18 protein-coding genes, 1 tRNA gene and 1 pseudogene are annotated in these 20,995 nt (G+C 65.3%); 5 read left to right on the plus strand and 15 right to left on the minus strand.

Going from position 1 to position 20,995, the window contains the following annotated elements; all coding sequences use genetic code 11:
* Positions 1-14 precede the first annotated feature (14 nt).
* Together AC07XB_RS07695 and AC07XB_RS07700 are read left to right on the plus strand one after the other, a co-directional pair.
* A complete protein-coding gene (locus AC07XB_RS07695; RefSeq protein ID WP_492373294.1) occupies positions 15-575 on the plus strand; it encodes a DUF1439 domain-containing protein in 561 nt (186 codons plus the stop codon).
* Between the two features lie 191 nt (positions 576-766).
* Positions 767-1,648 carry an undecaprenyl-diphosphate phosphatase gene (locus AC07XB_RS07700; protein ID WP_492810897.1) on the plus strand — a complete coding sequence of 294 codons (882 nt, stop codon included), beginning with the start codon at positions 767-769 and terminating at the stop codon, positions 1,646-1,648.
* Between the two features lie 109 nt (positions 1,649-1,757).
* Here AC07XB_RS07700 and trmB read toward each other — a convergent pair whose 3' ends face one another.
* The 6 genes and pseudogenes from trmB to AC07XB_RS07730 all read right to left on the minus strand — a co-directional run bounded on the left by trmB (position 1,758) and on the right by AC07XB_RS07730 (position 6,648).
* Positions 1,758-2,525 carry a tRNA (guanosine(46)-N7)-methyltransferase TrmB gene (gene trmB / locus AC07XB_RS07705; protein ID WP_492810899.1) on the minus strand — a complete coding sequence of 256 codons (768 nt, stop codon included), beginning with the start codon at positions 2,523-2,525 and terminating at the stop codon, positions 1,758-1,760.
* Between the two features lie 75 nt (positions 2,526-2,600).
* Positions 2,601-2,675 (minus strand) — tRNA-Gly (locus AC07XB_RS07710).
* 129 nt (positions 2,676-2,804) lie between these two features.
* A pseudogene (locus AC07XB_RS07715) lies at positions 2,805-3,761 on the minus strand (methyl-accepting chemotaxis protein); the annotation flags it as partial.
* 143 nt (positions 3,762-3,904) lie between these two features.
* Positions 3,905-4,948 (minus strand): O-antigen ligase family protein, encoded by a 1,044-nt coding sequence (locus AC07XB_RS07720; protein WP_492827740.1) that lies wholly within the window; start codon positions 4,946-4,948, stop codon positions 3,905-3,907.
* Between the two features lie 219 nt (positions 4,949-5,167).
* A complete protein-coding gene (locus AC07XB_RS07725; RefSeq protein WP_492827738.1) occupies positions 5,168-5,509 on the minus strand; it encodes a hypothetical protein in 342 nt (113 codons plus the stop codon).
* Positions 5,510-5,712: 203 nt separating this feature from the next.
* On the minus strand, positions 5,713-6,648 hold the full coding sequence (locus AC07XB_RS07730) for an aldose epimerase family protein (RefSeq protein WP_492827736.1): 936 nt from the start codon (positions 6,646-6,648) through the stop codon (positions 5,713-5,715).
* A 255-nt stretch (positions 6,649-6,903) separates the two neighbouring features.
* On the opposite strand from AC07XB_RS07730, the gene AC07XB_RS07735 reads away from it, so the two are divergent.
* Positions 6,904-7,389, plus strand: coding sequence for a cupin domain-containing protein (locus AC07XB_RS07735; RefSeq protein WP_492810903.1), 486 nt, complete (start codon positions 6,904-6,906; stop codon positions 7,387-7,389).
* 45 nt (positions 7,390-7,434) lie between these two features.
* Here the strand turns inward: AC07XB_RS07735 and AC07XB_RS07740 are convergent, their stop codons facing one another.
* A complete protein-coding gene (locus AC07XB_RS07740; protein WP_492810905.1) occupies positions 7,435-8,649 on the minus strand; it encodes a polyhydroxyalkanoate depolymerase in 1,215 nt (404 codons plus the stop codon).
* Between the two features lie 502 nt (positions 8,650-9,151).
* On the opposite strand from AC07XB_RS07740, the gene AC07XB_RS07745 reads away from it, so the two are divergent.
* Complete coding sequence (locus AC07XB_RS07745; protein ID WP_416049381.1) at positions 9,152-9,808, plus strand: glutathione S-transferase family protein; 657 nt, start codon at positions 9,152-9,154, stop codon at positions 9,806-9,808.
* Between the two features lie 67 nt (positions 9,809-9,875).
* Here the strand turns inward: AC07XB_RS07745 and AC07XB_RS07750 are convergent, their stop codons facing one another.
* Entirely contained in the window at positions 9,876-11,912 is a 2,037-nt protein-coding gene (locus tag AC07XB_RS07750) for an acetoacetate--CoA ligase (RefSeq protein WP_492827734.1), read from the minus strand.
* 82 nt (positions 11,913-11,994) lie between these two features.
* Positions 11,995-13,524, minus strand: a complete 1,530-nt coding sequence (gene ubiD, locus AC07XB_RS07755) for a 4-hydroxy-3-polyprenylbenzoate decarboxylase (RefSeq protein WP_492373300.1) — start codon at positions 13,522-13,524, stop codon at positions 11,995-11,997.
* A gap of 632 nt (positions 13,525-14,156) precedes the next feature.
* Between ubiD and AC07XB_RS07760 the strand changes: the two genes are divergently transcribed.
* Positions 14,157-15,224 carry a lytic transglycosylase domain-containing protein gene (locus AC07XB_RS07760; RefSeq protein WP_492373301.1) on the plus strand — a complete coding sequence of 356 codons (1,068 nt, stop codon included), beginning with the start codon at positions 14,157-14,159 and terminating at the stop codon, positions 15,222-15,224.
* Between the two features lie 87 nt (positions 15,225-15,311).
* On the opposite strand, the gene AC07XB_RS07765 is transcribed toward AC07XB_RS07760, so the two are convergent.
* From AC07XB_RS07765 to ribD, 6 genes are all read right to left on the minus strand, one after another.
* Complete coding sequence (locus tag AC07XB_RS07765; protein WP_477135379.1) at positions 15,312-16,493, minus strand: pyridoxal phosphate-dependent aminotransferase; 1,182 nt, start codon at positions 16,491-16,493, stop codon at positions 15,312-15,314.
* A gap of 162 nt (positions 16,494-16,655) precedes the next feature.
* Positions 16,656-17,177 (minus strand): transcription antitermination factor NusB, encoded by a 522-nt coding sequence (gene nusB, locus AC07XB_RS07770; protein ID WP_492373302.1) that lies wholly within the window; start codon positions 17,175-17,177, stop codon positions 16,656-16,658.
* Complete coding sequence (gene ribH, locus AC07XB_RS07775) at positions 17,170-17,673, minus strand: 6,7-dimethyl-8-ribityllumazine synthase (protein WP_150984096.1); 504 nt, start codon at positions 17,671-17,673, stop codon at positions 17,170-17,172. Before ribH ends, nusB begins: the two co-directional genes overlap by 8 nt.
* 66 nt (positions 17,674-17,739) lie before the next feature.
* Positions 17,740-18,852 (minus strand): bifunctional 3,4-dihydroxy-2-butanone-4-phosphate synthase/GTP cyclohydrolase II, encoded by a 1,113-nt coding sequence (gene ribBA, locus AC07XB_RS07780; RefSeq protein ID WP_492373303.1) that lies wholly within the window; start codon positions 18,850-18,852, stop codon positions 17,740-17,742.
* 258 nt (positions 18,853-19,110) lie between these two features.
* Entirely contained in the window at positions 19,111-19,740 is a 630-nt protein-coding gene (locus tag AC07XB_RS07785) for a riboflavin synthase (protein WP_492827731.1), read from the minus strand.
* Positions 19,741-19,824: 84 nt separating this feature from the next.
* Positions 19,825-20,943, minus strand: coding sequence for a bifunctional diaminohydroxyphosphoribosylaminopyrimidine deaminase/5-amino-6-(5-phosphoribosylamino)uracil reductase RibD (ribD, locus tag AC07XB_RS07790; protein WP_174422587.1), 1,119 nt, complete (start codon positions 20,941-20,943; stop codon positions 19,825-19,827).
* Positions 20,944-20,995 lie beyond the last annotated feature (52 nt).

Genomic DNA, 20,995 nt, shown 5'->3' on the forward strand with positions numbered 1-20,995 from the left:
CAAGGAACAAACAGATGGTCATGATCAATCGCCGGCGCTGGCTGGCAGCAAGCGCCGGCGCCGCGCTGGCCGCGGCACTCGTCGGCTGCGGCATGATGGGCAACGACTACACCTTCTCGCAGAGCCAGCTGCAATCGGCCCTGGAGCGCAAGTTTCCGTTCAACAAGCGCTATATGGAGCTGTTCGACATCCAGCTCGCCAACCCGCAGCTCACGCTCGACCCCAGCCGCAACCGGGTGAACGTGCAGTTCGACGCGACAGTGAACAACCGCCTGTTCTCCGGCGAGCCGATGACCGGCCGCTTCGCGCTGGACAGCGGGTTGCGCTACGACCCGGCCAGCCGCGCGGTGGTGCTGCAGGACCCGCAGGTCCAGCAGTTCGACGTCAAAGGCCTGCCGCCTCAACTCACGCGCCAGTTCAACGCGCTCGGCGGCATCCTTGCGGAGCAGTTGCTGCAAGGCTATCCGCTCTATACCTTCCGTCCCGACGAGCTGCGCCTCGCCGGCACCAGTGTCGAACCCGGTACAATCACCGTTTTGCCCAACGGGATCAACGTCAAGATCAATCGGCCTTGATGACGCGCCGCGCCCAGGCATGCACGTTGCGCAGCCACTGCGGTGTCATGGTCGTGGCGGATAGTTGTGATTCCTGGCGCCTGGCGCGTGGCTGATGACATAGGGCTGACGGTTGCCCGTTTCCCTTTTGCTCGCCTGTCCTTGGCTTTTCCTTCGCTCTTCCATTCAGCATTCCACACATTCCAATCAGCATGGATATTGCCCTCGCCCTGAAAGCTGTGATCCTCGGCATCGTCGAAGGACTGACCGAGTTTCTGCCCATCTCCAGCACAGGTCACCTGATCCTCGCCGGCCAGCTGCTCGACTTCAATGATGAAAAGGGCAAGATCTTCGAGATCGTGATCCAGTTCGGTGCCATCCTGGCGGTTTGCTGGGAGTTCCGCCACCGCATCGTCACCGTGGTGGGCGGACTGGCCACCGATGAAAAGGCCCGGCGTTTTGCCATCAACGTGATCGTGGCCACCGTGCCGGCGATCGTGCTGGCGCTGGTATTCGGCAAGTGGATCAAGGCTCACCTGTTTAACCCGATCACCGTGGCCACCGCATTCATCATCGGCGGTGTGGTGATCCTGTGGGCCGAATGGCGGGAAAGCCATCGCGGCCAGGTATCGCACCCGCAGGGCAATGCGCTGCTGGAGGCCGCCAAGGCCGGCGCACCGCGGATCGAGTCGGTAGACGACCTGAACTGGCGCGATGCGGTCAAGGTCGGGCTGGCGCAGTGTTTCGCGCTGATCCCGGGCACCTCGCGCTCCGGCGCCACCATCATCGGCGGCATGCTGTTCGGGCTGTCGCGCCAGGTAGCCACCGAGTTCTCCTTCTTCCTGGCGATCCCGGTGATCTTCGGCGCCACCGTCTACGAGCTGTATAAGTCGCGCGCGCTGCTGTCCGCCGACGACCTGGGCATCTTCGGCATCGGCTTCGTCTTCGCCTTCCTGTCCGCCTTCTTGTGTGTGCGCTGGCTGCTGCGTTTTGTCGCCACCCATGACTTCAAGCCGTTTGCCTGGTACCGGATCATTTTCGGCATCGTTGTGCTGGCGACGGCATACTCTGGGCTGATCGCCTGGCATGCCTGAAGGCGGTAGCGGTAGATAGTACCGGCGACAACTGTCGCACCATGAAAAAAGCGTGGCTCAAGGCCACGCTTTTTTCATGGTGCGCCGGCGTGCGGCGCGGCCTTCGCCTTCAGGCCCGTTTGCGGAACACCACGTCCCACACGCCATGGCCCAGCCGCACGCCGCGGCGCTCGAACTTGGTCACCGGGCGGTAGTCCGGCCGCGGCGCAAAGCCGCCGGTGGCGTCCGAGGTGTTGGTCAGGGTGGGTTCGCCCGACAGCACTTCCACCATCTGATGGGCATACTCTTCCCAGTCGGTCGCGCAGTGCAGGTAGCCGCCCGGCTTCAGGCGGTTGGCCAGCAGCTTGACCAGCGGCGGCTGCACCAGGCGCCGCTTGTTGTGGCGCTTCTTGTGCCACGGGTCGGGGAAGAAGATATGCACGCCATCCAGGCAGGATGCCGTCAGCATGTGCGCGATGACCTCTACGGCGTCATGCGGCATGATCCGCACATTGCCGATCTCGCGTTCGCCCAGCAGCTTGAGCAGGGCGCCCACGCCGGGTTCATGCACCTCACAGCCCAGGAAATTGTCCTGAGGGCGCAGTTGCGCGATATGCGCGGTGGTCTCGCCCATGCCGAACCCGATCTCGAGGATCGCTGGCGCGGCGCGGCCGAACGTGGCCTCCCAGTCGAGCGGCTGCGGTGCATAGGGCAGGATGAAGCGAGGCCCCAGGTCATCGATGGCACGCTGCTGGCCGGTGGAGGTTCGCCCCGCGCGGCGCACGAAGGAACGGATGCGGCGCGGGTGTGCCACGTCGCTGCCGTCGGCAGCCTTGGCGGGCGCGTTGTCAGCGTCGTCGGCTGGCGTCGGGTCGGAACTGGGGTCTTGGGGGAGCATGGCAACAAAAAAGCCGCCGGGCGATCCTGATCGGGCATGCGACCAGTGGCGAAGGCGGCTCGTCTCAATCTGATGTGGAGCGGGCGATGGGAATCGAACCCACGTCTTTAGCTTGGGAAGCTAAGGTAATGGCCATTATACGACGCCCGCAAGAAGCGCGATTCTACGCGGGATGCCCCGGCAAGCGCAAGGTGTGCGGGCGCCGGATCCTATGAAAAGTGCATTATCTCGCGCTCCGGCACACCGGCGGAACCGGTGCGCCGGGACCCGCGTGGCCCCTTAGCCGCCAAACACCGGAGTGGCACCGGCGACGTTCAGGGCCCGATCCGGCTGGCCAGATCCATTCCCGCCGATCCGGAACACGGCCACCGCCGCTGACAAGCGGCGCGCCTGCTCTTCCAGGGAGCCGGCTGCCGCGGCAGCTTGCTCGACCAGCGCGGCGTTCTGCTGCGTCACTTCGTCCAGCTGGGCGACGGCGACGTTGACCTGGTCGATGCCGCTGCTCTGCTCGGCCGACGCGGCGGCGATCTCGTTCATGATGTCGCTGACGCGGGCGATGGCGTTGACGATTTCCGCCATGGTCGTGCTGGAGCGCTCCACCAGCTCCGCGCCAGATTCCACGCGCGAGGTCGATGCGCCGATCAGGCCCTTGATTTCCTTGGCGGCGCCCGCGCTGCGCTGGGCGAGCGAGCGCACCTCGGTGGCGACCACGGCGAAACCGCGCCCTTGCTCGCCCGCACGAGCCGCTTTCACCGCCGCGTTCAGCGCCAGGATGTTGGTCTGGAAGGCGATGCTCTCGATCACGCCGACGATGTCCCCGATCTTGCGCGAGTCCGCGACGATGTTGTGCATGGTGCCGACCACCTGCTGCGTGAGCTCGCCGCCTTGCGCGGCCAGCCCGGATGCGCCTTGCGCCAGCTGGCTGGCCGCTTTAGCGTTCTCAGCGGTCTGCTTTACGGTGGAGGTGAGTTCTTCCATGCTGGCCGCCGTTTGCTCGAGCGAAGCCGCTTGTTCTTCCGTGCGCTGGGACAAGTCGGTGTTGCCGGCGGAGATTTCCCGTACGCCGACGTTGATCGATTCGGTGCCACAGCGCACGGTGCCAACCGTCCCGATCAGCGAGGCCTGCATCTGCTGCAGCGCGGCGCTGAGCTTGCCCATTTCGTTGTCGCTGGCAGCGACGACCTCGCCGGTCAGGTCGCCGGCCGCGATGCGGCTGAAGCGCGCGATGGCCGCATTGCCCAAGGCAGAGTTGTGACCGAGATAAATGATGCGTGCCGTTTCGCGTCCCCGCTCCGCTCTCAGTTACATCGAGGCTGCGTGACCGAGCGACGTCCGCTGACAATGTGAAGCAAGCGCTCTGTCCGCTGCACGCGCTTTCCTCAGCCACCCGCTCCGTCGGCGCGGGGGTGCTTTGCTTGCACCCCGGCCAGACCGAGCAACAGCCCAATGGCGCCGGCATAGAAAACGATGTTCGCCTGGTGCGCCATCGTTACTTGGGTCAGGCCGCTGATCAGGCTCGCCATCACGACACCAAGGCCAGCGGCACTGAGGCTGACACCGAGAGCGTTGTCATTGCTGCAGCATAGGCGTAATGTCCGCAGGAATAGGGCGCCAGGAATCAGGAATATGCCCAGCAGCGCGAGCATGCCAGGCAGGCCAGTGGTTGCGGCAGCCTCCAGCACGTCGTTATGCGCATGCTCCAGGTTGCAAGCCGCAGACTTACCGCCTTCGCAGAAGTCGGATGCATGGAGAATCCGGGCGAATTGACCGACACCCACGCCCATCCAGGGATGCCTGATGATCGACTCTGCCGCAATTTTCCACACCTCCAGCCGCGCGCCGACCGATGTTTCCGCATCCCCGTTCTCGTACCTCACTACTTCACTGCGTACCTGATCGATTCGCTGGGCCACAGGACTGAGAGGGATCATATACAGGCCAGTTCCCAATGCGGCAACAAGCGCTATCGCAGTAATGAATCGTGCCAAGCTCAATCCGCGGTACCGGACAAAGAGCAGCGGAAGCGCTGTAAGCAGCATGGCGAGCGTGGCTCCCCGTGTGCCGTTCAAGTAGAGGATCATTGCTGCAAGCGACAGATTTACCCAGGCGAATGCATGCGCGCTGCGATTACAGCCAGGTCGAGCAAAGCCGATCAAGCCAAGCGCGGCGACCATGTTGCCGAAAGCAATGGCCTGCGTCCACGCGGACGGCCGGTCCTCGCCAAGAGCGTAGCGTTGGATGGCGACGATTGCCAGGCTAACCACCAGCGCGATCGTGATGCCATGCCAAATTGCCTTGGGATCCGGGGCTGTCCGCATGACTACTAAGCAGGTCAGCAGAACAAGCAGAATTCTTGATGGATTATCGATCACGTTCCACGGCACGCCGAAGTACAGCTTTGATCCCAGGTAAACGGCCATCATGGTCAGAATAGCCAGACTCAGGGGGCACAGTAGATCGCGGTATGTTCTCCACGTCTTGATCATTCCATGGCCGGCGCATAGCGCTAGCACTACCACGGCGGCCAGAAAGATTCCTGAGCCCCGTGGCACGCAGAGAAGGAGAGTTGGGAATGCCAGGACCAGGGCACTGGCATAGGTAGCCAGTTTTGTTGCTCGAAACGTCATAAATCCGCTTGAATCTCAATAGCGGCGGAACCCCCGTCGCGACCGCGCGATTATAGATGACGAGGATGGCATGGGTACCGCCTGCGGATCGAGGGGCGGGGCCGGATTGCCGCGCCGAGCTTCGGGAACTGGCATCGCCCCTCTGATTCGACTGGCGGCACACAACTCCGCATCCGCATCCGCATCCGCATCCGACAGCCGTCGCGGCTGCTCCACCAGCGCCGCATTCTGCTGCGTCACTTCGTCCATCTGGGTGCCGGCGATTCGATCTGGTCGGTGCCGCTGCTCTTCTCGGCCGACGCCGCGGCAATATCGTTCATGATGCGCGCCGGCAACGGCGACGACGATCTCCACCATCGTCGCGGGTCGTGCCGGGGCGCTAGACCCGCTCGGCGCTCGTTTCCACCCGTGATGTCGATGTGCCAATCAGGCCCTCGATCTCCAGTGCGCCGAAGTGTGTAAAGTGATTTATGTACTACTCATGCCAGCTGACGGTTAGCTGGACACTTGATGGTTTGCTCGGCTTGCGGCGCGCGGGGGGAGGCAGGGCCGCCAGTACGCTATTGGTCCACCCGCAGCCGGCAGACCGCCGCTTCCTCCTGGCCCGGCGCGAGCCAGCGCAGCCCCGTGCCGTGGTGGATGGCGTTGGGCAGGCCGAGCCAGGGTTCCACGCAGTAGAAGTCGGAGTCGGCGCGCTCCGACCAGGTGGTGACCGCGAACCACGGCGTGCTGCCAGGCGCGTCCAGCTCGATCACCAGCTTGCGGCCATGCGCAGCGGTGGCATCGGGCGGCGTGGCCAGCGTGCAGTGGCGCGGCGCCGCAGGCTGCGCCTGCAGGACGTGAAAGGTGTCTTGCAGGCGCGGGTCGTCGAGCTGATAGGTCTCGGCGCCCTTGCCGTTCGCCTCCAGCGAGCCGTCGGGGCGCTGGCGCATCAGCTCCGCGGCCGGCATGGCCAGCGTGGACGCGGCGCGCGCCTGATGGGCAAGCGGGAAGTAGAAGTGGTGGCCAGCGTAGTAAGGCAGGGGCTGCTCGCCGGTATTGCGCGTGCGCAATGTGGCTTCGAGGTTGTCGTCGAGCAGCCGGTAGGTGACCTCGAACAGGAACTCGAAGGGGTAGGCCGCGCGCGTTGCGTCCGACGCTTGCAGCGTCATGGTCAGGCTGCGTCCCGCCTCAAACCGCGTGACCGCGAAGGGCAGGTCGCGCGCGAAGCCGTGGATCGGCAGCGTCCGCACGGTGCCACTGGCGTCTTTCCATGCGCCGGGCGCGCTGTCGACGAAATGCCTGGCAATGAAGGGGAACAGTATCGGGTTGCCGCCACGCACCCGGGCCAGTTGGGACCAGTCGGCGTTCTCCGGCCAGTAAAGGATGTCCTCGCCGCGATGCACCCAGCGCACCAGGCGGGCGCCGAACTGCGGGGCGAGCAGCATGAAACTGGAATCGTCTCCGACCCGGATCAGTTCCTGGCCTTGGAAATGCATAGAATTGAGAGGCGGCATGCAAGTTGCGGCGGGAGTGGGCATCGCTGCATGATAGCCGTCAACGCGCCGTGTCGCGGCACCTGTCCGGTGCTCGGCTCCGCCCCCGGCGGGTGCAGGGGCGTCGGGCGTCCATCAGGCATGCGCCTTTCGCAGCGATCGGTGCGCCACATTCGGACTGGTTCTTGCCGCTTTCGGCGCTGCGTGGGCACGTGGCCGCTGGCGTGAATGTTGCGTCGCAGCGCAGAGCGTTTCCCTCAGCGAAAGGAGCTTGTCATGGCCGAGTCCCTCAGCAAGTCCACCGCGTCCGCTGGCGATGCCGCCACGGATGCCTCTCCCACGAAGTTCTCCCACGTGCGCCCGCAAGACACTGCCTTCGTCGACCAGGGTTTGCGCGATTTCTTCCTGTATCGCGACCTGGGCATTGCCGAGGCCACCGGCGGCAAGCTGCTGGTGCAACTGGTCAAGGCCAACCAGCCGCCCGTGCAAGGCACCGGCTGGCACCGGCACGAGGCGCAGTTCCATGTGGTACTGATGCTCAAGGGCTGGGCGCGCTTCATGTACGAGGACAAGGAGACACTGGTGGCGACTGGCGATTGCGTGCACCAGCGCCCCGGCATCACGCATTTTCTGTTCGACTACTCGCCGGACATGGAGTACCTGGAGATCGTGGGGCCGGCGGATTTTGGCACCGTCGAGGTCGAGGGTCCGTGCGCGGTGCCGGCGGTGACGCCGTGGCCGGCGGACCAGACCGCTGCCTAGACACCTGGCTACCTGGCCGCGCCGCGCGGCCTTATGCGTCCAACCTCACGCGTTCATATAGACGGCGTTGCGCACTAGCGGATAGACCTGCGAATCCCAGCGCTTGCCGTTGAACACGCCGTAATGCCCCACACCGGTTTGCACGTGGTGCATGCGCATATAGGGCCGCAGGCTGCCGCACAGTTCCTGCGCGGCCATGGTCTGCCCGATGGCGCAGATATCGTCGCGCTCGCCCTCCACCGTGAGCAGCGCCGTGCGGTGGATCGCGTGCGGGTTCACGCGGCGACCGCCTACGTCCAGCAGGCCCTGCGCCAGCAGGAATTCCTGGAACACCATGCTCACGGTTTCGAGATAGAACTCCGCGCTCAGGTCCATGGTGGCGAAGTATTCCTCGTAGAACACCTGGATCGCATCCGCGCGATCATGCTGGCCGCTGGCACGCAGATCGTAGAGGTCGCGGAAAGCCTGCTGGTGGCGCTCGCTGTTCATGCTCATGAAGGCGATCAGCTGCATGAAGCCGGGGTAGACGCGGCGCATCGCGCCGGCAAAGCGAAGCGGCACGTAGCTGGTGAGCGAGCGCTCGAACCATTCGATGGGCTGGCTGGTGGCGAGCTCATTGACCTTGGTCGGGTTGATGCGCGCGTCGATGGGGCCGGCCATCAGGATCAGGCTCGGCGGCTGCGCCGGATCGTTATCCTCCGCCATCAACGCCACGGCGGCGAGCGCCGCCACGGTCGGCTGGCACACCGCCATCAGGTGCGTGCCGCCGCCCAGCACGCGCAGGAAATCGATCAGATGGTAGACGTACTCGTCAAAGCCAAAGCGGCCGTGCGCCAGCGAGATGTCGCGCGGGTTGTGCCAGTCGGTGATGTAGACATCATGATCGCGCAGCATGGTCTGCACAGTGCCGCGCAGCAACGTGGCAAAGTGGCCCGACATCGGCGCCACCAGCAGCACGCGCGGGTGGCCGGAGACACCGTGCTTGCGAAAGTGCAACAGCGAGCAGAACGGCGTGCTCGCGGTCACTTCCTCCGTAACCTGTACCGGTGTGCCGTTCACCATGACGCTGTCGATGGCGAACGGCGGGCGATGGTGCGTCAGGCGGCTTAGTGCGAGCACCTCGCAGGCCGCACGCGTGGCAAGCATCGGCTCGCATCCTGCCAGGCGCGGATTTTCTGCAAGCGTGTTCGACACCATGTCGGCCAGGCTGCAGGCGGGCTGCATGAGATCCGCATAAGTCTGGTACACCTGATACAGCATGGCTCGCCCCCTTTTATGCGTTGACCTCATCAGCCGCAATATGCGTGCCACGGCGAATCGCGTTGGCATGAGGCTTGCGGGCCTGCCCGTATGGCGGAACGGGGTGACCTGTTCTGGTTCGTATGCGGCGCAAACGCCGCGCGCGAACTGCGCACGCGGATCTTCGCCAGTACATCTGCCTCATGCTGGTGCTGCGCGGCGCACCGTGCCGGTGCCGCCGTGGCCGCAGGATTTTTAGCCGCGAAACGGCGCGCCTGATGCAGGCTTTTTTCGGCTGCGGCGCAGGCCTCTGCGCCACATCAAGGCAAGAGCAAGGTAAGCGCAATCAGAAACTATGTCCCCGCCATGATGTAGTACAAATTCATAGTAGAAGCAGCGAACACAAAGCACACAACGCATAGCGCGACACTGCAGCGAGAGACACGGGCGCACCGTCTGCTGGCACACAGACGACGGGGCTCGCCCGCCGTGCAACGGCTTTTCCAGGTGGCAAGGAGGCGGGATGGCAAGGACGACACTCACCATCAGCAGTAAAACGTATTCATCGTGGTCTCTGCGCGGCTGGCTGCTGGTGCGCTTCGCGGGACTGGAATTCGAGGAGGTGCTGGTGCCCCCCGATGACGCCGCGGCGCGCGCGGAAATCCTGCTGCTGTCGCCCTCGATTCTCGTTCCCCGCCTGCTGCACCAGGGCGTGACCGTGTGGGACACGCTGGCTATCGCCGAGTATCTCAACGAGGTCCGCCCGAAGGCCGGCCTGTTGCCCGATGACCGTGCCGCACGCGCGCATTGCCGCGCCATCTGCGGCGAGATGCATTCGGGCTTTGCTGCCATGCGCGCGGCGTTGCCCATGAACTTGAAGGGGCACTTTCCTGGCTTCAAGGTGTGGTCGCGCGCGCAGGCCGATATCGATCGCATCGCGCAGATCTGGACCGAGTGCCTGACGCAATACGGCGGCCCCTATCTGTTTGGCGAAACGCGCACCATGGCCGATGCGATGTACGCGCCGGTGGTGACGCGCTTCGTGACCTACGGCGTGATGCTGGATCCGGCGCCGGTGGAGTACTGCAAGCAGATCCTGGCCATGCCGGAGTTGCAGGAATGGATCGCCGCGGCGAAGAAGGAACCCGACGAAATCAGCGAACTCGAAGTGGAGTTCTGACCTTCTTGCCAGGAGAAAGAAGAGGGCGCGCCGCGGCGTTCAAGGCTGCGGTGCGCACTTTCTCCTTTCACACCGCCGCGGACTCGCTGGCGCGCGCCGCGATAAATCGCTCGGCGTAGGCGAAATACCAGTCCAGCGCTTCCGGGTTGGCCATGGCGTCGCGGTTGGCGATCTTGTCGGGCGCGTGGCCCAGCAGCAGCTTCTTGATGGGCACTTCCATCTTCTTGCCCGACAGCGTGCGCGGCACGCCGGGCACCTGCAGGATCTCGTTGGGCACATGGCGTGAAGACAGCGCGCTGCGGATGCGTGCGCGCATGGTGTCGCGCAATGCATCGTCCAGCACCATGCCGTCGCGCAGCACCACGAACAGCGGCATATACGAGTCGCGTCCCAGGTATTCGAGGTCCACCACCATGCTGTCGAGCACTTCCGGCAGGTCCTCCACCACGCGGTACAGCTCGCTGGTGCCCATGCGGATGCCGTGCCGGTTGATGGTCGCGTCCGAGCGGCCGTAGATGATGGCGCCGCCGTGCGCGGTGATCTTGATCCAGTCGCCGTGGCGCCACACGCCGGGATAGGTATCGAAGTAGCTGTCGCGGTAACGCTGCCCGTTCGTGTCGCCCCATAGGAACAGCGGCATCGACGGCATCGGCGCCGTGCAGACCAGCTCGCCCACCTCACCCACCAGCGCATTGCCCGCTTCGTCGAAGGCTTCGACTTTCGCACCCAGGCAGCGGCACTGCATCTCGCCCGAGTAGACCGGCAGGATCGGGCAGCCTGCCACGAACGAGCCGGCGAAGTCGGTGCCGCCGCTCATCGGCGCAAGCCAGATGTCCGCGCCCACGTGGCGGTAGATCCAGTCATAGGCCTCGGCTGGCAGCGGCGAGCCGGTCGAGCCGAGCGCGCGCAGCCGGGAAAGGTCGGCCACGCGCGCGGGCTCGATCCCGGCCTTCATGCCGGCCGTGAAGAACGCCGCGCCAGCGCCAAAGGCGGTGACGCGCGCGGCATCCACGAAGCGCCACAGCACGCCGGCGTCTGGCCAGGCTGGATTGCCGTCGTAGAGCGCGATGGTGCTGCCCAGCAGCAGCCCCGCGATCTGCGCGTTCCACATGATCCAGCCGCTGCTGCTGTACCAGTGGAAGACGTCGTCCGGCCCGAGGTTGTTGTGAAACGCCATCAGCTTGAGCTGCTCGATGACGATGCCGCCGTGGCCGTGCACGATGGGCTTAGGCATGCCGGTGGTGCCGGAGGAGTAGACGATCCACAGCGGGTGGTCGAATGGCACGGATTCAATCGCCAGCGGTACGCGATGCGCCAGCACCGCCTGCCAGGCATGGCGGCGTACGTTGGCGGGAAGCGGGATGGCGTTGGGGGCGGCATGTGCATCAGTGTGCTCGCCCGGCACCAGTAGCAGGTCGGTGAGCGAGGGCAGGGCGGCGGCCAGGTCCGCCAGCACTGGCGCCCGATCGTAGGCCTTGCCGCCATAGCGGTAGCCATCGACGGCGATCAGCACCTTGGGTTCGATCTGGCGGAAACGGTCGCTCACCGCCACCTGGCCCATGTCGGGCGCGCAGCCCGACCAGATTGCGCCAAGGCTGGCGGTGGCCAGGAAGGCGACGACCGTGGCGGGGATGTTCGGCAGGTAGCCTGCCACGCGATCGCCGCGCGCCACGCCCATGCCGCGCAAGGCATGGGCCAGCGAGGCAACCTGCTGCTCCAGCACATCCCAGCTCAGGTCGGTGACCGCGATGGATTCGCCGGCGTAGCGGATGGCCGTGCGCTGGCGCGCGGCGCCGCTGCCGGCATGGCGGAACACTTGCTGCACGTAGTTCAGGCTGGCGCCTTCGAACCAGCGCGCGCCGGGCATCTGCGCGCTGCCGAGCACGCGCTCGGCAGGGCTATCGAAGCGCAGGTCGAAATAGGCGCGGATGGCGTCCCAGAAGGCTTCCAGGTCGGTCACCGACCATTGCCACAGCGCGGCGTAGTCGGCAAAGGCGAGGCCACGCTCGCTCTCCAGCCAGCGCATGAAGTGCGCAATGCGGCTGCCGTCGCGGAACGCCTGTGACGGCGTCCATCTCAGTTGCCCTTCTTCAAGGGTAGTCATGTCTCCTCCTCGGGTCCGTCTCGCGCGGACGTGCGGACGGGTTGCGATGCGGTCTTGGTGTGATCTTACATGCTGGCCGCCATCACGCTTTGGCGCGGGCCTCGAACAAGGCGTCCCACATGCCGTCGACCCGGGCTTTGACCGCGGCATCCATCTGGATCGGACGACCCCATTCGCGGGTGGTCTCGCCGGGCCATTTGTCGGTGGCATCGATGCCCATCTTCGAGCCCAGCCCCGACACCGGCGAGGCAAAGTCGAGGTAGTCGATCGGCGTGTTTTCCACCAGCACGGTGTCGCGCGCGGGATCGACGCGGGTGGTGATGGCCCAGATCACTTCCTTCCAGTCGCGCACGTCGACATCGTCGTCCACCACCACGATGAACTTCGTATACATGAACTGGCGCAGGAAGCTCCAGACGCCGAACATCACGCGCTTGGCGTGGCCGGCGTACTGCTTCTTCATGCGCACCACGGCCATGCGGTAGCTGCAGCCCTCCGGCGGCAGATAGAAGTCGGTGATCTCCGGGAACTGCTTTTGCAGCAGCGGCACGAACACTTCATTGAGCGCCACGCCAAGCACCGCAGGTTCATCGGGCGGCTTGCCGGTATAGGTGGAGTGGTAGATCGGATCGCGCCGCATGGTGATGCGGTCGATGGTGAAGACGGGGAACCAGTCCTGCTCGTTGTAATAGCCGGTGTGGTCGCCGTACGGGCCTTCCAGCGCATGCTGGTAGCCGGACGGGTGATCCGGGTCGGGCTGGATGTGGCCTTCCAGCACGATCTCGGCCGAGGCCGGCACGCTCAGCTCGGACAGCGTCGGCGTGATGCAGCCGGCTAGCGCGGTGCGGCTGCCGCGCAGCAGGCCCGCGAACTGGTACTCCGACAAGGTGTCGGGCACCGGGGTGACGGCGCCGAGGATGGTGGCGGGGTCCGCGCCCAGCGCCACCGCGATCGGGAACGGCTTGCCGGGGTTGGCCAGCGCGTGCTCGCGGAAATCCAGCGCGCCGCCGCGATGCGCCAGCCAGCGCATGATGACCTGGTTGCGGCTGATCACCTGCTGGCGGTAGATGCCAAGGTTCTGGCGCTTCTTGTGCGGACCCTTGGTGATCACCAGGCCCCAGGTGATCAGCGGCGCCGCGTCTTCCGGCCAGCACGTCTGGATCGGCAGGCGCGCCAGGTCCACGTCGTTGCCTTCCCACAGCACCTCTTGGCAGGCTGGGCTGTTGACGCGCTTGGGCGCCATGTCCCACACCGATTTAACGAGGGTGAACAGCTTGCCGGCTTCGCGCAAGCCACGGGGCGGCTCAGGCTCTTTGAGCGCCGACAGAACGCGGCCGATGTCGCGCAGGTCGGTCAGGCTTTCGGCACCCATGCCGAGGGCTACTCTGCGTGTCGTGCCGAACAGATTGGCCAGTACGGGCACGCTATAAGTCTGACCAGGCCGATGGGGATCGCTCGGGTTTTCGAACACGACTGCCGGCCCGCCCGCTCTCAACAGCCTGTCGCAAATCTCGGTCATTTCGAGGTTGGGCGACACAGGCGCACCGATCCGTTTCAGTTCGCCAAGGCCTTCCAGTTGGCCCAGGAAATCGCGCAAGTCGTTGTATTTCATGATTTATTCGATTGAGGCGCAGGCACGTTAGCGCACCTGTCCATGCAAGGTGTGTGATGCAATATTCACATTAATATGATGGGGCACAAAAAAATCGTCCCAATTTGTATGTCCAAATTGTAAATTTTTTGACTCCGCCTCGGTGGGCAAGGAAGGCCTCCATGCTTTGCCAGTACTGAGTTTCACCCAATGGAGGGGGCACGGAAGTGCGTCAAAGACCCTTGTTACATATAACCAAAAGCTTTGTTTATTCGAAACGTTATTCTTGACGATGTATAAAAGGGTTCCTACAATCCGGTTCTGCTCGTTGGAGTGTTGCGGTGCAGCACATTTTCTTCTGCCCTGTCAAGGGGATTAGTGGGGAATTATCCATATCTGATCATATGAGCGGATGCGTCTGAGCAGGACGGATTCGATCGATCGCCCCGGCCGTGGCCGGGTGCTTTGAGTAGTTCGCGGCAGGGCAGGCTCCCCCAAGAGCCTACCCTGTTTCTCGTTGGGCGCATGGGGAGCGCCCACCAACAGGTGCTGGACGTCTTTGCTGGGCGGCGCGGCATCCTTACTTGAATACGCGGTCAACGGGCGTGCGGCGCAGCAGCGTGGCACGAAGCGGACAGCGGATGGAGGTAAGTATGAGTGGTTGGAAAACCCTTCATCTTCCCGGAGTCGGGCGGGCATTGCAGGTCCGTTTCAGACACCCGGTACCCGGAGTGAGTCGGGCATTGCAGGTCCGCCTTGCACATCCGGTCGCTGGCCGCGCTTTACGCAGTGGCCGCGCAACGTTGAAATATGCCCTGAACAGTCTCGGGGTTGTGTCTGTAGTCGCCGCGGTATCGCTATCTGTCAGCCAGGAATGGCGTACGGCCCTGGCCGGTGCGCTGGCTGGCGAGGAAGCGCCTGCGGTATTGATGGAAGCGGCGGTGCCAGCCTCCACGGCCGATGTGGCCGCGGCCAAGCTGGGCCTGGCGATGGCGCAGTCCAAGCCGGCAGGATTGCCGACCGTGTCCGGTACGGACGACTGGGGCCAGCAGCCCGCCGGCAAGGTGCCCTCCGTGGCTCACCTGGCCGCGCAGATCCCGGCACAGCGCGTGGCGCTGGATGCACGTAACCCGGCCACGCTGGGCAGCGCGCGTGAGCAGGCCGTGGTGGCTGAGTACATCGCGCGCAAGTATCGCGTGGCGGCGCAGGCCACCGCGCAACTGGTGAAGGCCGCATACCTGACGGGGCGCGAGGTCGGCATCGATCCGCTGCTGATCCTGGGCGTGATCGCGATCGAGTCCAGCTTCAATCCGTACGCGGAGAGCGGCGTGGGCGCGCAGGGCCTGATGCAGGTGATGACCAAGGTCCATCAGGACAAGTACGAGGCCGTGGGCGGCGTGGCAGCCGCGCTGAACCCGTACGCCAACATCAAGATCGGTGCGCTGGTGCTCAAGGACTGCATCGCCCGCGCCGGTTCGCTGGAAGGCGGCCTGAAGTATTACGTGGGTGCGGCGACCACCAACACCGATGGCGGATATGGCGCGAAGGTGTTGGCAGAGCGTGCCCGCCTGCGCCAACTGCCTGGCGTGCGCAGCGTCGCGGCTGAGCCGGTGTCGGCCAAGCCGGAAGTGGCGGCGGATGCCAAGGCACAGGCCGAGCATCGTCACGGCACGGCCGGCGACAAGCTGGAAGCGGCAGGCAACGTCCCGAAAAGCGCCTGATCGCGGGATCCTCGTATCTCGGGCAGCGCAGAAAAAAAGCACCCTCCGGGGTGCTTTTTTTCGTTGCCTGACGGCTCTGGCTGGCGTTCAGGCGAAGAACTTGCCCAGGCGCGCCATGGCTTCCTCGATGTTTTCCATCGAGGTTGCGTAGGAGATCCGGATGTAGTCGCTCGCCGTGTATGGACCGAAGTCCTGGCCCGGCACCAGCACCACGCCGGCATCGTGCAGCATGGCCTGGGTCAAGGCATCGGCATCGCCGGCGGACGGGTGGTTGACGCCACGGCAGTCCGCATACACATAGAAGGCGCCATCCGGCTTGACCGGCACCCGCAGGCCCAGCGACTCCAGCGCCGGCACGATGGCATCGCGGCGACGGTGGAATTCCGCCTTGCGCGCGTCGTAGATCGCCAGCGCCTCGGGGGAGAAGCAGGCCAGCGCGGCGTGCTGGGCGACGGCTGACGCGCAGATGAACAGGTTCTGCGCCACTTTCTCGAAGGCGCCTACCAGTTCGTCCGGGACCACGAGCCAGCCCAGGCGCCAGCCGGTCATATTGAAGTACTTGGAGAAGCTGTTGACGGTGATCACGTCGTCGTCGAGGCTCAGCGCCGATACCGGCGGTGCATCGTACGACAGCCCCTGGTAGATCTCGTCGACGATGGCAAAGCCCTGGCGGGCCCGCACGGCCTTCAGGATGCGCGCCAGTTCGTCCGGCAGGATTGAGGTGCCGGTGGGGTTGGAGGGCGACGCCAGCAGCACGCCGCGGGTCTGCTCGCCCCAATGTGTCTCCACCTGCTCCGCCGTGAGCTGGAAGCGCTGGGCCGGGCCGCTCGGGATCATCTTCGCGCGGCCGTCGAAGGCGGCAACAAAATGCCGGTTGCAGGGGTAGCTGGGGTCAGGCATCAGCACCTCCGCGCCAATCTCCACCAGCACGGCGCAGGCCAGCAGCAACGCGGCCGAGGCGCCGGCGGTCACCACCACGCGGCGCGCAGGGATGTCGATCCCGTACATGGTCTTGTAATAGCCGGCGATGGCCTCGCGCAGCGGCGCGATGCCCAGCGCGCTGGTGTACTGGGTGACGCCGCGGCGCATGGCGGCCTCGGCGGCCCGCACCACGGGTTCGGCGGCGGTGAAATCGGGCTCGCCGATCCCCATGTGGATGATGTGGCGCCCGGCACGCTCGAGTTCGGCGGCCTGCTTGGCCAGCTCCATCACGTGGAAGGCATCGATATTGGCAAGACGGGAGGCAGTGGCGAGGCGCTGCAGATCCATGGCGGGATAGGCTTGGTGGGCCTGATAGGCGGGTTGATGGGGGTTAGGCTGCAGTTAAGCTGCCGTTAGTCGGGTGTTGGCCGCGGTAGAAGTAAAAACACCCGCCGGAGCGGGTGTCGGTACGGCAAGCATGGCACCGTGAACGGCGCCGGTTGCCGTCGTTCAGCGTCGGGCGGCCAGTTCCGGCGCGCGCACCTTGGCGGCCAGCTTGTCCAGCACGCCATTGACGTACTTGTAGCCTTCGACGCCGCCAAAGGTCTTGGTCAGTTCCACGGCTTCGTTGATGACAACCTTGTACGGGATGTCCACGCAGTGGATCAGCTCGTAGCTGCCGATCAGCAGGGCCGCGCGCTCGACCGGCGACAACTCGCTCACCGGGCGGTCCAGGAACGGCTCGAAGGCGCCCGTCAGCCGGGTTTCTTCGCGGATCGCGCCATTGAGCAGTGCATCGAAGTGCTCGCGGTCAGCCTTGTTGAAGCCTTGGGCGTCGTGCAGGTGGGCCTGGATCGCATCGGTATCGTTGCGGTTCAGCAGCCACTGGTACAGGCCCTGCAGCGCGAGTTCGCGCGAGCGGCGGCGCGCGCTCTTGGGCGCTGCCTTGGGCTCGGCCTTGGCGACGGGCTTGGCGCTGGCGTCGTCCGCCGGCTTGCCGGCGGGGTTGCTGCTCTCGGGCGCGTCACTCATCGTCGTCCTCGTCTTCATCCGCTTCCTGGCTGCGCAGCGAATCCAGCGCGGAGACCAGGTTGGCCATTTCCACCGCGGCGCGAGCGCAGTCGCGGCCCTTCTCGCGGGTACGGGCATGGGCCTGGGCGTCGGTGTCGACGGTCAGGATGCCGTTGGCGATGGGCACATTGAAGTCCAGGCCGACGCGGCTGATGCCGGCGCCCGATTCATTCGACACCAGCTCGAAGTGATAGGTCTCGCCGCGCACGACCGCGCCCAGCGCGACCAGCGCATCGAACTGGCCGCTTTCAGCCATCTTTTGCAATGCCAGCGGGATTTCGAGTGCGCCCGGCACGGTCACCACCAGGGTGTCCTCGCCTTCGATGCCCAGCTTTTCCAGTTCGGCGACGCAGGCTTCGAGCAGTTCGGCGCAAACCGGTTCATTGAAGCGCGCTTGCACGATGCCGATGCGCAGGCCTTCACCTTCGAGGTTGCTGGGGTAGAAACCGTGATCCATCTTATCTTCTCCTGGGTTCGGGGTGGCGGCCCGCGATAGGCTCGCGGCCGCCGTGTATCCGGTAGTTCAGTTAGCCTGGCCGCCGCTCATGGGCTGGTAGCCAGTCACTTCAAGGTCATAGCCGGTCATGCTCGGCATTTTCAGCGGAGATGCCAGCACGCGCATCTTGCCCACGCCGAGATCCTTGAGGATCTGGGCGCCGGTGCCGTAGGTGCGCAGGTCCGGCTTCACGCGCGGGCGGTTTTGCGGCGCGTCGAGCGCCGAGAACTGCGTGAACAATTGTTCGGCCGTGTCGCCGCAGTTCAGCAGCACCATCACGCCATGTTCGGACTGCGCAATAGCCTCGAGCGCGGCGGGCACGCTCCACGAGTGCGTGGTACGCGACACTTCCAGCAGGTCCAGTGTGGAAAGCGGCTCGTGCACGCGCACCAGCGTTTCGTGATCAGCCTGCGGGTTGCCCTTGACCAGCGCCAGGTGGGCGCGGCCGCTCGGCTTGTCACGATAGATGATGCTGTGGAACGTGCCATATGGCGTTTGCATGGTGCGCTCGCCGGCGCGCTCGATGATGCTCTCGGTGCGGCTGCGGTAGTGGATCAGGTCGGCAATGGTGCCGATCTTGATGTGATGCTCTTGTGCGAACTCGATCAGGTCCGGCAGGCGCGCCATGGTGCCGTCGTCCTTCATGATCTCGCAGATCACCGCAGCCGGCGTCAGGCCGGCCAGGGCGCCCAGGTCGCACCCGGCTTCGGTATGGCCGGCGCGGATCAGCACGCCACCGGGCTGGGCCGTCAACGGGAAGATATGGCCGGGCTGGACCAGGTCGGCGGCACGGGCATCCTTGGCCACCGCGGCTTGCACGGTACGGGCCCGGTCGGCCGCCGAGATGCCGGTCGTGACGCCTTCGGCTGCCTCGATCGACACCGTGAAGTTGGTGCCGTGCACCGTGCCGTTGCGGCTCACCATGGGTTGCAGCTCGAGCTGGCGGCAGCGTTCGGCGGTCAACGTCAGGCAGATGAGGCCCCGGCCGTACTTGGCCATGAAGTTGATCGCCTCCGGTGTGACGAAATCGGCAGCCAGGACCAGGTCACCCTCGTTCTCGCGGTCTTCCTCGTCAACCAGGATGACCATGCGGCCGGCACGGATTTCGGCAATGATTTCTTCTGTACGGGCGATTGTCATAGCTTGCAGGCTGGGAAGCTGGCTGAAGTTTGGGCTGGAATTCTGGCTGAATTTCGGGCGGGATGGCTTGCTGGCCGGCTGCCGCTTCAGGGTATACCGGCTGGCCGCGGCAGCGGTCTGGCCCAATATTGTACGTCAACCAGGCGCCGCAGGGCGCGCGGCGCCCGTAGGGCCAATGCAGATGGCCCTGCGGGCGGCGGCGGCCGGCGGAAAGTCAGATGGCCTTGGCAGGCCGCGTGGGTGCCGAAAAGGCGTGGGTCAGGCGGGTTTTGGCGCGCTCAGCATCCGCTCCACATAGCGAGCGATCAGGTCGATCTCCAGGTTCACGCGCGCGCCGGGCTTCAGGTCCTGCAGCGTGGTGACCTCGATCGTGTGGGGGATCAGGTTGATCGAGAACGTGCAGCCGTCTTCGTCGTCGATGACCTTGTTGACCGTCAGCGACACGCCGTTGACCACCACCGACCCCTTGTAGGCCAGGTAGCGTCCCAGCTCGCGCGGGGCGCGCACGCGCAGTTCATGCGACTCGCCGACCGGCGCGAAGTGGGTGACTTCGCCAAGCCCGTCGACATGGCCCGAGACCAGGTGGCCGCCGAGGCGGTCGGCCAGGGTCAGCGCCTTCTCCAGGTTGACCCGGCCGGGCTGGTCCAGGCCAGCGGTCTTGTCGAGCGATTCGCGGGAGACATCGACGTCGAAGGCGTCGCCGTCCAGCGCGATGACCGTCATGCAGGCCCCCTGGATGGCGATGCTGTCGCCAAGGATGACATCGGACAGGTCCAGCCCGTTGGCACGGATGCGCAGGCGCACACCGGCATCGGCTGCGGCTTCGCTGCTGCCCAGCGGGGATACGGTTTCGATGCGGCCGACGGCCGCGACAATGCCAGTGAACATGATCGATGCTTGATGCAATGGGAAAACACGCATGCTAGCAGGTGCGCAGCGGATTCGTTTTGCTCGCGGCTTGCCGGCAGGCGATCAGACGTGATCGGCGCGGCGCGCGATCAGGCGCAGGTCTTCGCCGATCATGCGCACGTCGTGCCAGCGGAAGGCTGCGGCGTCCTGCAGCCGCGCCAGGGGCGGCAACTGGAACATGCCTTGCGCGTCGCCCAGCAGCTTGGGCGCGAGGTAGATCAGCAACTCGTCTGCGCAATGCTCGCGGATCAGCGATCCGTTGAGCTTGAAACCGGCTTCCACGTGCAGCTCGTTGATGCCGCGCCGGCCGAGTTCTTCCAGCATGTGGCGCAATTCCACCTTGCCGTGGGGATTGGGCAGCACCACCACTTCCGCGCCGCGGGCTTCCAGGGCGCGACGGCGCGCGGTATCGTCAAAGGCGCAGAACACCAGCACAGGCTTGGCAAAGTCGCCGGTGTCCGGCGTCAGCAGGCGCGCGTCCAGGGGAATTTCCAGTCGGGAATCCACCACCACGCGCTGAGGCTGGCGCGGCGTGTCCACGGCACGCACATTGAGCTGCGGGTTGTCGTCGCGCACGGTGCCGATCCCAGTCAGGATAGCGCTGGCGCGCGCACGCCAGGCGTGGCCGTCGTCGCGTGCCGCCTGGCCGGTAATCCACTGGCTGCTGCCATCGTGCAGCGCGGTGCCGCCGTCGAGCGAGGCGGCCACCTTGACACGCACCCAGGGCAGGCCACGCGTCATCCGGTTGACAAAGCCGATGTTGAGTTCGCGTGCTTCTTTTTCGAGCAGGCCGCAGCGTACGTCCACGCCGGCTTCGCGCAGCCGCTGCAAGCCACGGCCCGAAACAGTCGGGTTCGGGTCCTCCATGGCCGCCACCACGCGCGCGATGCCGGCGCGCACGAGCGCGTCCGCGCAGGGCGGCGTCCGGCCAAAATGGCTGCAGGGCTCGAGCGTGACAAAGGCCGTGGCGCCCTTGGGATCGTTCCCGCGCGCTGCGGCATCCTTGAGCGCCTGGATCTCGGCGTGATCCTGCCCGGCGGGTTGGGTGAATCCCTGGCCGATGATCTTGCCGTCCTTGGACAATACGCAGCCAACGCGCGGGTTGGGCGTGGTGGTGTACATGCCACGCTCGGCGAGCGCGAGAGCCTGTGCCATGGCTGCGTGGTCGGTATCGGAGAACATGAGGCCTGGTGCTTCCTGCCGCGCGGGCGGTGAGTTGGATATGGTTACAGTC

The organism is Cupriavidus sp. GW821-FHT02F09 (genome assembly GCF_059421605.1).